The following is a 15,219-nucleotide window of genomic DNA, read 5'->3' on the forward strand; positions in this document are numbered from 1 at the left end:
TAAGACCCATAATATTTTCAAGGCAATTTTTGACCAATTAGAACCCATAATAGAGCCTCCTTTTAACGACTAATGAAGACCGAAAGTATCCTTTTTTTGGTATCTATAATCTCTTAGCTCATCTGAAATTATCAGTTATAAATCCATATGAAAAATAAACAGTTCTCCCTTTTTACCCATTACGCGAATTCCTTTATCCTCATAACCGCACTTTAAATAGACTTGTTGAGCTGCTTTATTCTGATAATTTACTGCTAATATGATTTCATTCTTATTCGGAAAATGTTTTCTCACAAATACTGGCAGTAAATGCAGCGACTCTTTAGCTATTCCTCGGCCTTGGAAATCAGAATGAACAGAATATGCTCTTAACAGAATGGCGTCTTGATTCTCGTAATATTCTTTCACTCCCTCCCAGCCATGAAGAACGAAAAATCCGGCAGGTTTATTATTATGAAGAATCACGATAGGGTATCGATCAACTTCTAATTCGCATTTCTTGATTGCATCGATCGGTAATGAGGTGAATTTTAGCTGCTCCTGTGGCAAATAATAATTTTCCAACTCAAATTTTTGGCTTGGTTTATAAAAATCCAAGGAAATAACATCTTCTTGAACATTATTCTTTAACATATGCGTACACCGCTTCCTTTCTTCACAAAAACAAATCATGTTTATCCATTCAAAACCTTTTATGTAAAATGTCGTCGGTTTCATTTTCACACCGAAAAGAGAACGTATATTCTATTATAGTATTTTTTGTTTTATTTGTAAACTTTTAGTATAGTATCCTTTAAACATTGTATTTAGCATAATCAACAAAAAATGATTTCGAAAAAATTCTTTTCTTGCTAGTAACCTTATTATGAAACAATTAAAAAAAGACCAAATGTCTACACATCTGATCTTCATTCTCTATGTTTCAATTCAATTTAAACCATTAAACCAACTGATTCCAATTGTGTTTTCTCCTGCATGAACGCCAATAGCTGATCCAAGTGGATACCATTGAAACTCGATTTCTGGGAATAACTGAACTAGTTCTTCCTTCCACTTTATCGCTTCTGCATCATGTAGACCGTATAATATATAGGCTTCCTTTATTGGCTTTAGCATATGTGCATTTCTCAATAGCTGAAAAATCTTATCCTTTGCCTTTCGTTCACTTCTTACCTTTTCCTTTACGCTTAATTCACCATCTTCAATTGAAATAATTGGTTTTATATTCAGCATGCTTCCCAGAAAAAATTGAACTCCTGACATTCGGCCACTCCTATGAAGCTGTTCAAGGCTTCCAATCAAAACATACGTTTCGCCTGAATCACTTAATGCTTTTAATCCCGATCTGATTTCTTCAATACCCATTCCCGAGTCTGCCCATTCCATTCCCTTTTTTGCAATACGAGTTAATGGGTACGTTAGTATTTTCGAATCTATCGTGATTACCTTAGTCTCTACAAGCTGCGCTGCTTGTTCACTCGAAGAAGCAGTTCCGCTTAGTTTACTAGAAATATGTACAGAGAATATCACATCATATGTTTCTCCCAATCTCTCATATAATTCTTTGAATGCGCCAATGGATGGCTGTGATGTTTTCGGTGGACTACTCAGTGTTTTCAACCGTTCGTATAACTGTGACGGAGTTAAATCAACCCCTTCAGAAAATTCTTCACCATCAAGCAATATTGTGATTGGGATCGTATAGACATCGGGATGACTAATCATTTCTTCCTCTAAATATGCAGTACTATCAATAACCCAAGCTATTTTTGTCAAAAAAATTTCCCCCTAATTATTTTACATTTTAAAAAATTGGAATATAGTTGAAAGGAGACTGTCGTTTTACTACAGCCTCCTCAAATTAACTATCGTAAAAAAGATTTTATTTTCGGAAAAACTTTTACAGCATTATTATAAAATACATCTTCATGATGCTCTTTTGGTATTAAATTTTTAATAAAATGAATGTAAGGTTCTACCGGAACCAGCGGCCAATCGGTCCCAAAAAGCAATTTGTCATAGGAATTACTATAGACAAGCGCATGTCTTAAATGATCTAAAAACCTGCCTTCACTATGCTTTTTAAGCTCCCTATCGGTACCAACGATTAATCCTGATAAGTCAGCATACACATTGGAATTTTTATAAATAAGCTCTGCTCCTGTTAATGTCCAAGGATCCCCAAAATGAGCCATCATAAAATTGACCTTTCGATGCTTAACTGCGACTTCATCTATTGTAAGAGGATGTGAATACTTTAAAAGCCCTCTCTCTGAATAAGTATCACCCGTATGGAAGACAACGGGAAGGCTGTATTCTTCCGCTAAACGATAGACTGGCTCATATACTTCATCGTAAGCATAAAAAGGATAATAGCCTAAATAAATTTTTATACCTACTACATTTGGTTTTTGTATTTCTGTTTCTAGCCTCTTTATCGCTTCTCTATCCATGTTGTATGGATTTATCCCAAGACAATAGACAACAGAATCAGGAATCCGGTTACCTAGATCAATTCCCATTGGAGTTGCTGCATGATGATCTGGAAAGCCCATTTCATCCGTTTCCGTAACCCCCATTGCAATACTCAGTACGACGTTCGCTTCATTGTACTCTTTTACATAACCACTGTATGAGTAGTCGACAAATGAAAGCTCATTGGCCGTTTGATGAAATGATTGGATGTCTGAAAAATGAATATGTGCATCTATAATTTTCATTTAATCTCCTCAAAAAAAACTAAAATTCAATTTGACTAAGATCTCGCAGTATAGACTCAGATATGATTCTTTCATCAAATATAATAAATCCTGGCTTTGTTTTCTCTGTTGATTTCTGAATATTGTTCACTTGAAAAACTTCTTTATTCATATAGCACTCAAGATGCTGACTATCTGTCCCTTCGACCAAGTACATTTTTTCCTGTCTGTTTTCAGAAGATATATAACTGCCTTTCTTCATAAAAAGCAATTGCTCTTCCTTTCCTACAAAATACTTTTTCGCATCAGTATTTTCTGAAGTTGTTACTGAAAGATCGTTTAACGAATCCCCTTTAATAAATATATCGGTATTCCATGTTTCACCAATAAGAGATTTTCCTCCAGAATCTTTAACTTGAACAAAATAAGCCATAACCGGAACACCTGGAAGAATCGCAAAATATTGGGTATATTGCAGTCCTTTCCATATATCATGATTAATTATTTTTGTATGAATGGCAAGAGACTTCCACACATTTCCTCTATTATCCTCTAAATCTATAAACTCTGCAATGGATTCCCCTTTCATTAATGAGAAGGAATTTAGTTTCGAAGGAATCGTTTTCATTCCTCCCGCCCAGGGGTTCCACCAGCCCTTAGCAATACGCTCTGGAAAGGAATGATCGAACCATTCGCGGTTTTCTAATTTAAGTGAATACAATCCTGGATAAAACGAAGGAGCTGCTTTGATTTTTATTACACCATTTTCTAACACATATGATGTAATTTGATCAGTTTCTTCTGTATAAGCCTTCACTGCTCCATTTGTAATAAGAAGCATCTTTTGCATCTCTTTGTTTTGACTGCCAGAATTTAATACCCCTTTTAATAGAGAAATTGCAGAAGCATCTTTAAGAGAAATCGAGTTTGTATAAGTTGTTATTTCCTCATTTTCCGAGATTACGGCAGAAAGATTTCGTTTATCATTTAAGAATAGTTCGAGACTACCTTGTAAATAATTGGTTCGGAAAGACTTTAACTGGAAAGCTGCTTGATTATCACTTGAAAATACTGGACTTTTTCCCTCAAATGTAAGATCTAACTCAGAAATTAAACTTGAACATTGCTGGTCTGTTTGCGAATTGACAAACGCTTCCCATTCCTGCCAATTACGAAACGCTCCAATTGATAAGATACAAGGTTCTATTTCAACCTCATCCCCAGGATTAAGTAATCCAAGTTCGTATTCTAAATAAAATTGCCAGCTGTCAATATTCGCCGTACAAGCTTTTGGCCAGCAGAAGCCAATCGGTCCATTATGATCCTCTGAAAAATACCAATTACCTGTTAAACTTCTTTGATGAATATCTCCAAATTCTAAGTATTTTGTATTTGAAAATTCAACAACATGATGATCTATAGGAAAATAGGCATGACTTTTTTCATGGTATAATGCTTGATTTAAGTATAACTGCCTAAAAGACTCTATACCATTGTTTTTAATCACAGCCCATTTTTTTACAATTCCATCTCCATAGAGTGAAGTATACAACCGAATAGAAATACCTTTAAAATCCTTTGAAGTAAATTCTAATTTGAAAGTAATGGACTCTTTTTCACAATACCATTCAATATTATCCGCTTTCTGCTTTGAAAATTCTGTTGAATATGGCTTCCCAAGTTTTGGAACAAAAAAGGCAAGTGGCTGATCTGTAAGCTGATCTTTACCAGCTGTCATCAAGTAATCCATTTTACGAATATTTACTTGGCATAAACCATTATAGATATGCCAATATTCCTTCGATTCTCCTCCAAATTTTTCACCGAAGCCTTTTAAGGCAATCCCAACAAATTGATTGGTAAATGAAAGCTCCGCTCCGTCCGCCTTTTTCGCTTTACAAGTAAGAGTAGGCTGATAAAAGCCAAATTTTATAACAATAAAAGGCAGTTTAATTAATTTCCGTTCATTTTTCTTTAAAGAGATATAGTGAATGGAATTGATTAATTGAACATATTCACTTTCAGGAAAGTTCAATTCAAATTCTGCATCTACCTTCAGACTATTTTCAATTTCAAGCTCTATTATTTCTTTATTATTTAGAAAACTTATTTTACCATTCGTTTTTGCAGTTATTTTTGCAGGCTGCTTCGGAAACACGCCAAGCCTTAATTCACATTCCATTCCATTCACTTCTACATGTAATGATAAATACGGATGTGTCTTCCAAGCACTTGGCTCATCACCTTGCAAAAAGACAACCTCATTCGTAATAACTGCTTCACCATCAACGACTAATTCCTCGTTCAGTGAGAATATTGCTCGTTCATGTTGATTTCCCTTCACCTTCAATGAAACTGGTTTATCCGTCTTATTTACAAACTTAAACTCATACAATTGTGCTTCTTCTTCAATCACTTCATGATCCATCATTCGAAGCTCAAGCAAATAATCATCTGTTTCTATTAAACTAATTCCTCTTCCTGTCCGTTCGAATCTCACTCTTGCCTTTGTTTGATCATTCTCCCAAGCATACTCATAAAAAGTAAAGCCATTCTCTTTTTCCGCATCTGGCTTAACCTCTATTTCTCTAATACTTGAATTATACCAATCAAGCTGTGAAAATAACGGCTTTAATAATGGTGTATTGAATACAGCAGGGATGAAATTCATTAAATGAGTCGTATCATCACGATCTTCCCAAAAAAATCCACATTTCTTATATAGTGGGACTGCCTTAACATTTCCTGGCCAAGTATATAAGTCTAGGCGAGGCCATCCTAATTCAATTGTTTTATTTAATGCTTTCATGAGAAGCATTTTCCCTATTTTCTTCCCATGATAATCAGGCCGTACATTGAGTAGCGGGATATATAATGAACCAGTATCCTCTTTATATTCAGACAAGCCACAATATCCAACAACCTCGGTACCATCTAAAGCAAGGTATAAAGCTATGTTTCCTGAATTCGCTTCCTTTAATTTAATCTGCTCTTCAGTATAGACACGTGTATCTCCACCCCAGCTATCACGGCTTAGGTTCCACATTTTTGCAATTCCAACAGCTAAACCTTCATGATATTCTTCAATCAAAATTGTATTTGTCATTTGATTCATTATTTTTCCTCCCCAACTAGGTTACGTCCTGTCTATTCCTTTCGTATCCTTCAACTTTCGTCATTTTTGTCATCATTTGTATCTCCTCCTTATATTATTTTTGAATGGTTTCCACATTCTTCTATATCGTATTAGCTGAAAAGAACAATGTAAAGATAATTCTGAATCTATATTCTATTTTTATTTTTTAGCTATGTTAATCTTCCCTGTTGATTTAAGTATCTGAACCGAATAAAAAAAGCATTAACCACTTTTTTTATTAAAGGAATGGAAAGTCAAATTAAAAAAAACCGGAATTGGTAAATGGAAAAAACCATCAACCAATTACCGGCTTTATTCATTTTAGAGTACTAATTTCACCAAAAGGGTATTTGAAAGATGATTTTATTGTCTTCATTCAATCTATGATTTACCTAGGTTTTACGTTGACATACAGTTTACCAGCAGCTGTTTTACGAGATTCATTTCCGTAATCGTCTCTCATAACCACTTCGATTACAGCACCGTTAATCTTGTCTTTTGGAGCCGTCCAGGTACCAACATAGTGACCTTTTCCTTGCTCTTTTAATGGTATTTCAAAAGAGGTGGCGGCTATTTTTTCGGTTCCATTGGCAGAAGGCACGCTGAACGAGAAGAAACCACTCATTCCTGGCTCACTGTCTAGTTCGACGGTTAACTTACCACCCGTTTTTATCACCACATTTTGACTTGGTTTTAAGTTTTCGATCGCAGGTGGATTAAACTTGGCGTAAACAGTGACTTCCTTGCTAGTTTCGTTTCCTGCACGGTCTTTTGCGGCAACTGTAAATTTATTTTCTCCATTATTGAGCAGGACATCTAAGGAGTAGGAGCCATCTTCTGTGACAGTTGCTTTTTGACCATTAATTGTGACTTCGGATAGATGCAGGTCGGTCGCTTTTCCTTCGATTGTAACTGCTTGTTGATTCGTCTTAAAACCATCAGCAGGTTTGGTGTTGGTTAGTTTTGGTTTTTCTTGGTCAAGAGTGATCTTCACTGGATCGGACGGTTTCGTACTACCTCGATCAGTTGAAGAGGTAGCTGTCAGTACGTTTTCACCATTTTGTAGGTTAACATCTACAGAGAAAGTGCCATCTTCTCTAGCTGTTGTGGTAGCCTCTTCTTTCCCTTTATTGAAAAGATGAACTTGGGTAGCAGGTGAAGCTTGCCCTTCTACTGTGATAGTAGATTGATTGGTGATGGCTGCATCTTTAGGTGTTGTAATCACTGGAGCCGTTGCTTCATATTTTACCTGTGCCCGAATCATAATGTTCTCGTAAGGGGCTGGTCCAAACTCTCCATTATACAGTATCCAACTGTGTCTCGCAGGTGTAGTACTTGTATCAGATGAAAGTGCTGGTGTATTCGGCCGGACGTTTTTTTGGATATAGACCATATAGAATCTGTCTTTTACCACGATTCCTTTGTCTGACAGATCGACAACCGTCCATTCCCCATTTTGCACAGCAGTTGCATCAAATGGACCCGCCACTATTTTACCAGGAGAACCATTCACTCCAGGTCCACTATTATCATAAATGGCAACCTGAAATTCTGTTCCACCTGGTTTTATACCTGAGGTAGATGAATCCTGGAAACGGAAGAGACCAGCAGTGACTAAGGCGCTAGTTTTGCCTTCAGGTAGAAACATTTTTACAGCATAACCACTATTAACGGCATCCCATGTGCGATGGGCTTCTGCTGTCCCATCATCATAGCCTATCTCACTAGGATAGCCGACAAATGGTTGTAACGAGACATTTTGTTCGATATTTCCGTTTGCAGGGACAATAATCCTGATATCTTGGTTCAGATAGAAAGGCGCGGACACATGCAAGGTATAGTCCCCTTCATAGGTAGTGATAGAGAAGCGTCCATTTTCATCTGTTTGTACAGGTTGAACAATCGCGTCTTCGATCAGAGAGAGTGTTGCGTTAGCTATCGGCTGACCTGTTTGCTTGTTCGTGATCGTTCCGTTAATCGTTCCTTGCGGAAGCGGTTTTAAGGTAAAATTGGCTTCTGCTTCCCCATTGGGAGCAATCTTCACTCGTTGATCTGAAGAGGAGTATCCATATGACTCCGCACGTAAGGTGAACTCACCAGCAGGATGAGTCGACATAACATAGCTGCCATCCGCTGGGTTGGTGGCTACAGAACGTCCTGATTCAAGCACGCTCACTGTAGCTCCAAGTGGCAGGGACATAGGTTTGTCTGCTGTTGGCGTTACTGTTACCGTGGCGGTTGGTGCCATCACGTCTTGGATTTCTGTTGGTTTGATTGCTTCCGAGTTTTCCAATTGCACATCTTCTAGATCTATATTTGCTGTGGTAAGTGCTGTATTACTTAATGCGACATCATCGATATACCACCCTGTTGTCATGAATTTATCGTCTGTGGTGACGTTAAAGGTGATATAAATTAGTTTACCAGCATATGCGGATAGATCGATTTGGTGTTGGGTCCATGTCGAAGAGTTACCAGTAAAGCTAGACAGCTGTTGCCAGTTTTGTTTGTCTGTCGACACAAACACATTACCAAAGTCTTTGCTTCCATTGTCTTCAAGTTGATACCAGTCTTTAAACTGAAGATAGCTGTTACCTTCAGGCAAGATGATTGGAGGCATCATCAAGTTCATATTGGCATTGAAATCAACAATACCATTTAACTTGGTTCCGTACACTTTTTCACCAGAAGCGGCCTTTAGTGGCCCAGCGGTAGGTACTCCCCATTCCCAAGAATTTTGAGTACCATAAGAAATCCAACCATTCGGTGTAGATTCAAAATCTTGAAAATATCCGGTGCTGATTCCAGTTTTGACAGGTACGTTGTAATTATCAGATGTAACCACGTGTGCACCAAAATCTGTGATGCTCCAACGATAGGTGAGGGTTGAGTTCTGTACTGCTTCAGCCGGAATTACAGCTTGGTATGTTCCGCCTTTATAGTTACCTGTAGTACGAGTTGCCATTACTGTTTGCCAATCGGCAGTTTCGCTTGCTCGGTATTGTAGCTCTACACTTTTTACGCTGACATTGTCTTGTGCTTGAACAGTTAGAGGTAATACCATATTCGTATAGGTTTCTTTTGGAGCGGTATGCTCATAAGTTGGATTTTCAGTATCTTGACCTTCATGATCCACTTGACCTTGAACTCCGCCTACTCCGGTTAAAATGGAGGAGACAGCGTTATAGGCGTTAACTAGACCATGACCATAACCATTGTTTGGCGAAGTTGGATATCTAGAGTCAGTTAATGGAATTGCCGTTTCAATTAATATTTGTTCAATAGCATCAACGGAAAGAGATTTATTCGCCTGCTTCATCAAAGCAACGACTCCAGCAAGGGCTGGTGAAGCCATCGAAGTTCCGCTCATTAATCCATAGTTGCTGCCTGGTATAGAAGAGCGAATGCCCGCACCTGGAGCAGAGATATCTGGCTTCATTACTCCATATGCCGAAGGACCACGTGAAGAGAAACCAGCAATCTGATTATTAGTATCTGTTGCGCCAGTAGCAAACGATTCCGGATAATTGCCTGGCAAGCCGACGGTTCCATCAGCAGGACCGGAATTTCCAGCAGAGAATGCAGGGAAAATTTCAGCTGCACGCCAGTTTTTCACCATTTGTCGGTAAAAATCATCGATAAAAGGGCCGGAACCCCAAGAGTTGTTCACTACGTCTGGTGCTTTTTCTGGATGCGGATTGCCCTGGGCATCCTTTGGAGCTAGAACCCATTCTCCAGCTGCCAGTAGATCATCAGTGGTTGCACCTGCCGTTGTAAAGGCTTTTACAGCAATCCATTTTGCACCTGGAGCGACACCGATTTGGTTCGTGCCATTTGGCTCAGAACCAACCATCGTACCTACGGTGTGAGTTCCGTGACCATGATCATCATAAGGTGCAGCTTTCCCATTAATAGCGTCAAACCAGTTGTAAGTGTTATCAGGTTGATCTGGATTGGCTGGGTCGTAACCCCGATACTTTGTTTTTAAAGCTGGGTGATTCCACTGGACTCCTGAATCAATACTAGCAACTACAATTCCTGTACCATCAATGCCCATATTCCAAACTGGTGGTGCCTCGATTTTTGCCATATTCCATTCGGTTGAATCGAGAGAATTAACTATTGATTGAGTGGATTTGTTACTGCTTTCAAATGGGATTAACTGTACCTTTTCGTTAGGTAGAATTTCTTCGACTTCAGGGAAGGTAGCAAGTTTTTCCATCACTTGTTTTGTTCCTGTTACCGCCATGCCGTTTACGATATAGAAAGATTCAAACTCTTTAACATTTCCTTTCTCTTTTTCTTGTTCTAGATAAGTTTTGACCGAGTATTGAGTTTCATTGGCTTTCGCTCGGAGAGTGGAGACGATAGCTGAGCGTTTCATCAATTCGGTTTTGGCTGCTGTTTGTTTTTGAGCTTTAGCTTTTTTAGCTGTTTCGATTGCAACTTGCTCTGTATCCACTTGATCTTTAAATTCTAATAAAAATGTAACGGTTTCATTCTTATTAAACTGATCGTTCAGTTTTTTGGCTATCTTTGTTTCCACATTCTTAGATTCTCCATCAGAACTTTCCTGAAGAGAAATACTTTCTTTGGAGTTGGGTTCAGCAAAAGCGAAATTTGGTGAAAAAGTAGAGATCAACAATAATGCACATAAAATAAAACTAAATGTGACGTGGCCTTGTTTATTCCTTTTTATCAATTTGAATCCTCCTTAAATCTGCTTGCATTAAGACTTGCGTAAGGGAGCAGTATTTTTAATTGTTGTAGATGGCCACCAACTGTTGTAGATGGCCACCAACTTTCTTTATTTTTATAAATCTTTTATAAATTGAATCTATCAATCTATGATTTACCTAGGTTTTACGTTGACATACACTTTACCAGCAGCTGTTTGACGAGATTCATTTCCGTAATCGTCTCTCATAACCACTTCGATTACAGCACCGTTAATCTTGTCTTTTGGAGCCGTCCAGGTACCAACATAGTGACCTTTTCCTTGCTCTGTTAATGGTATTTCAACAGAAGTGGCGGTTGCTGTTGTTGTTTTTGTTGTTGTGGCTGCGGCTGCATAGGTTGAAGGTAAGCGAACAATGAAAGAGCCACTAATTCCTGGCTCACTGTCTAGTTCGACAGTCAACTTATTACCCTTATTTATCACCACATCTTGAGCTGGTTTTAAATTTGTGATTGCAGGTGGAGTAAACTTGGCGTAAATAGTGACTCTTTTGCTAGTTTCGTTTCCAGCACGGTCCTTTGCTGTGACCGTAAATTCATTTTTTCCATTTTTGAGTAGCAGGCGTAGGGAGTAAGAGCCATCTTCTGTGACATTCACTTTTTGACCATTTATAGTGACTTCGGATAGATGTAGGTCGGTCACTTTTCCTTCAATCGTAACTGCCTTCTGATTTGTTTTGAAACCATCAGCAGGTTTGGTGATGGTTAGTTCTGGTTTTTCCTGGTCAAGGGTGATCTTCACTGGCTCGGACGGATCCGTACTACCTTGATTAGATGAAGAGATAGCTGTCAGCACGTTTTCACCTTTTTGAAGGGGCACATCTACAGAGAAAGTGCCATCCTCTCTAGCTGTTGTGGTAGCCTCTTCTTTCCCTTTATTGAAAAGATGAACTTGGGTAGCAGGTGAAGCTTGCCCTTCTACTGTGAAAGTAGATTGATTGGTGATGGCTGCATCTTTTGGTGTTGTAATCACTGGAGTCATCGCTTCATATTGTACCTGTGCCCGAATCATAATGTTTCCCTGAGCTTGAGAGAACGGTATCCAAACTCCACTTAACATTTCCCAGCTCCGACCCGCGCTTTTACTGTTTGTATCAATAGCAAGTCCTGGACTATACGGGTAGAGGCCTTCTTGAATATAGACAAAATAGAAGTCGTCGTTTACGAAGATGCTTTCATTTGACAAATCGACAGCCGACCATTGCCCATTCGTTAGTGCAGTCGAATCAAATGGACCCGCTATTAGTTTGCCAGGAGCACCTAAATTTCCACTATTATCATAGATGGCAAGCTTAAAGTCTGTTCCACCTGGAGACGGCCATCCTTTATCCCAGAAGCGGACGAGACCTGCAGTGACTAAGGCGCTTTTTTTGCCATCAGGTAGAGAAATTTTTACAGCCCAAGCATTTCCAGGAGCATTCCAAGATTTAGCATTTTCCGCTGTCCCATCATCATAGCCTATCTCACTTGAATAGCCTACAAATGGTGGTAACCCAACATTTTGTTCACTCTGCCCGTTTGCTGGGATGGAGATGGTGATATCTTGGGCGAAAAAGAAAGGCGCGGACACATGTAATGTATAGGTTCCTTCATAGGCAGTGATAGTGAAATGTCCGTTTTCATCTGTTTGTACAGGTTGAATGACCGCGTCTTCGATCAGAGAGAGTGTTGCGTTAGCTAGCGGCTGACCTGTTTGCTTATTTGTGACCGTTCCATTAACCGTTCCTTTCGATGCCGGTTTTAAGGTAAAGTTGGCATCTAACGTACCCTCTTTAGGAATCTTCACTCGTTGATCGGAAGAGACATATCCATATGACTCTGCGCGTAAGGTGAACTCACCAGCAGGATGTCTCATGGTAAAGCCACCATCAACTGGGTTGGTGATAGCAGAACGTCCTGATTCGAGCACGCTCACTGTAGCCTCAAGTGGCAGGGTCATGGGTTGGACTGCTGCCGGTGTGATCGCGGCGGTAGGTGCCATCACGTTTTGTGTTTTTATTGTTTTGATGGTATCCGAGTTTTCCAGTTGTCCTGCATCTTCTAGTTCTACATTGGCTGTAGTAAGTGCAGTATTGCTTAAGGCGACATCATCGATATACCAGCCTGCTCTTTGGCCCAAATTGTCTGTGGTGAGGTTAAAGGCGATATAGATTTCTTGACCAGCATATGCGGTTAGATCGATTTGGCGTTGAGTCCATTCAAGAGAGTTACCAGTGATGCTGGACAACTGTTGCCAGTTTTGTTTGTCTGTTGACACAAGCACATAACCATTATCGTAACCGCTTTCAATTTGATACCAGTCTTTAAACTGCAGATAAGTATTTCCTTCAGGCACGATGATTCGAGGCATCATCAAGCTCATATTGGCTTTAGCGTCATATTGACCACTTAACTTGGTACCGTACACTTTTTCACCGGAAGCGGCCGTTGCTGGTCCATTGTCGTAGGCAGGTACTCCCCATTCCCAAGAGTTTTTCGTACCATAAGAAGTCCAGCCGTTCGGTATAGATTCAAAATCTTGATAATAACCAGTGCTAATACCCGCTTTGACTGGTACTTTGTAATCGTCAGAAGTAACCGGGTTTTGTCCATAGTCCGTGATGTGCCAACGATAGGTAAGGGTTGGAACCTGTATGGCATCAGCCGGAATCACGGCTTGGTACGTTCCGCTCTTATAGTTACCTGCGGTACGAGTTGCTGCTACTGTTTGCCATTCGGCAGTTTCGCTTGCACGGTATTCTAGCTCTACTCTTCTAACACTGACATTGTCTTGTACTTGAACAGTAAGAGGTAATGTCATATTTGCAAAGTTTTCAGTTGGAGCGGTATGCTCATAAGTTGGATTCTCAGTATCCTGACCTTCATAGCCCACTTGTCCTTGAACGAGGCCAAGTCCGCTGGTTATGGATGATACAGCCATATAGGCGTTTACTAGTCCATGACCATACCCATTGTTTGGTGAAGTTGGATAGGTGGAATCAGTTAATGGTGTTGCTGAATCTTTTAAAATTTTTTCAATTTCATCAACAGTAAGAGATGGATTCGCCTGCTTCATCAAGGAAACGACTCCAGAAATGTGTGGTGCACCCCACATAGTGAAAGATAAAGTCGAATAGCTGCCACCTAGGTCGGAAGAGCGAATGTTCTCACCTGGAGCGGAAATGTCTGGCTTCATTACTCCAAATGTCGAAGGACCGCGTCCTGAGTTAAACCCCCGCAGATTATTACTATCTGTATACCCAACAGCAAACGATTCCGGATAGTTGGCTGGGGTCCAGATTAACCCTTCTTTATAGCTTGAATTTCCAGCAGCGAACACAGGGAAAATCTCAGCTGCACGCCAGTTTTGCACCATTGGACGGAACCATTCATCGACTCCTTCTATAACTGAACCCCATGAGTTGTTCACTACATCAGGTGCTTTTTCTGGATGTGGGTTGCCCTCAGCATCTTTTGGAGCTAGAATCCATTCTCCGGCTTCCAGTAGATCGACTTGGGTTCCGCTACCACCATAGCCTTTAGTGGCTTTCACAGCGATCCATTTTGCACCTGGAGCAACCCCAATTTGATTTGAACCATTAGGTTCAGAACCTACCATGATTCCTGTGCCGCGGGTACCTTGTTTAGAGTCATCATATGGAGTCGGCTTCCCATTAACAGCATCAAACCAGCTGAAGGTATGGTCAGGTTGATCTGGATTGGCTGGGTTGTAACCCCGATACTTTTCTTTTAAAGCAGGGTGATCCCACTGGACTCCTGTATCGATAATAGCGACTACAGTTCCCGTACCATCAAAGCCCATCTTCCAGACTTGTGGTACGTCAATTTTTGCAAGATTCCATGGGACTGAAGTGGTGTCTGTTTGAGTGTCTCTCTGAGTGTCTGTCTGAGTGTCTTCCCGAGTGTCGGTTTGAGTTTCCACTCTAGTGAATGCTTGAGTGTTCGTTTGAGTTTCTTCTTGAGGATCAGCTGTTGGTTGAGTGGATGTATTACTGCTTTCATTCGGGATCATCTGTACCGTTTCGTTAGGCAGAATTTTTTCGACTTCAGGGAAGGTTGCAAGTTTATCCATCACTTCTTTAGTTCCTGTTACCGCCATGCCGTTTACGATATAGAAGGATTGAAACTCTTTGACATTTCCTTTCTTCATTTCTTGATTCAGATAGGTTTTGATCGAGTGTTGAGTTTCATTAGCCTTAGCTCGGAGGGTGGAGACGACAGCCGAACGTTTCATTAATTCGGTTTTGGCAGCAGTTTGCTTTTGAGCTTTAGCTTTTTTAGCTGTTTCGATGGCAACTTTGTTTGTATCCACTTGATCTATTAATTTTAATAAAAATGTAACGGTTTTTTCCTTATTAAACTGATCGTTCAGTTTTTTATCTACCTTTGTATTCACATTTTTAGATGCTTCCTCTGAACTTTCTTCCTCTAAACTTTCATAAAGAGTAATACTTGCTTTGGAGTTGGAATTAGCCAAAGCGAATTGAGGTGAAAAAGTAGAGAGCAACAATAATGTACATAAAATAAAACTAAATGCGACGTGGCCATAGCCATGTCTTTTCCTTTTTATCAATTTGATTCCCCCTGAAATTTGATGGCATTAAGACTGGCCTTAACATTTGGAACTCTAAACTCGAATTTTTATTG

6 protein-coding genes are annotated in these 15,219 nt (G+C 39.7%); all 6 read right to left on the reverse strand.

Annotation, left to right across the window (positions count from 1 at the left end; all coding sequences use genetic code 11):
• Window positions 1-135: 135 nt before the first annotated feature.
• Window positions 136-633, reverse strand: a complete 498-nt coding sequence (locus tag FSZ17_RS14455; RefSeq protein WP_057771248.1) for a GNAT family N-acetyltransferase — start codon at window positions 631-633, stop codon at window positions 136-138.
• A 294-nt stretch (window positions 634-927) separates the two neighbouring features.
• Entirely contained in the window at window positions 928-1,776 is an 849-nt protein-coding gene (locus tag FSZ17_RS14460) for a DegV family protein (RefSeq protein WP_057771250.1), read from the reverse strand.
• Window positions 1,777-1,865: 89 nt separating this feature from the next.
• On the reverse strand, window positions 1,866-2,720 hold the full coding sequence (locus tag FSZ17_RS14465) for an amidohydrolase family protein (protein ID WP_057771252.1): 855 nt from the start codon (window positions 2,718-2,720) through the stop codon (window positions 1,866-1,868).
• A 19-nt stretch (window positions 2,721-2,739) separates the two neighbouring features.
• Window positions 2,740-5,814 (reverse strand): GNAT family N-acetyltransferase, encoded by a 3,075-nt coding sequence (locus tag FSZ17_RS14470; RefSeq protein WP_057771254.1) that lies wholly within the window; start codon window positions 5,812-5,814, stop codon window positions 2,740-2,742.
• A 409-nt stretch (window positions 5,815-6,223) separates the two neighbouring features.
• Complete coding sequence (locus FSZ17_RS14475; protein ID WP_407643449.1) at window positions 6,224-10,534, reverse strand: S8 family serine peptidase; 4,311 nt, start codon at window positions 10,532-10,534, stop codon at window positions 6,224-6,226.
• Window positions 10,535-10,687: 153 nt separating this feature from the next.
• Window positions 10,688-15,145, reverse strand: coding sequence for a S8 family serine peptidase (locus tag FSZ17_RS14480; protein WP_228460217.1), 4,458 nt, complete (start codon window positions 15,143-15,145; stop codon window positions 10,688-10,690).
• Between the last annotated feature and the right edge of the window lie 74 nt (window positions 15,146-15,219).

It is taken from the genome of Cytobacillus dafuensis (assembly GCF_007995155.1).
Classification (GTDB): Bacteria; Bacillota; Bacilli; order Bacillales; family Cytobacillaceae; genus Cytobacillus; species Cytobacillus dafuensis.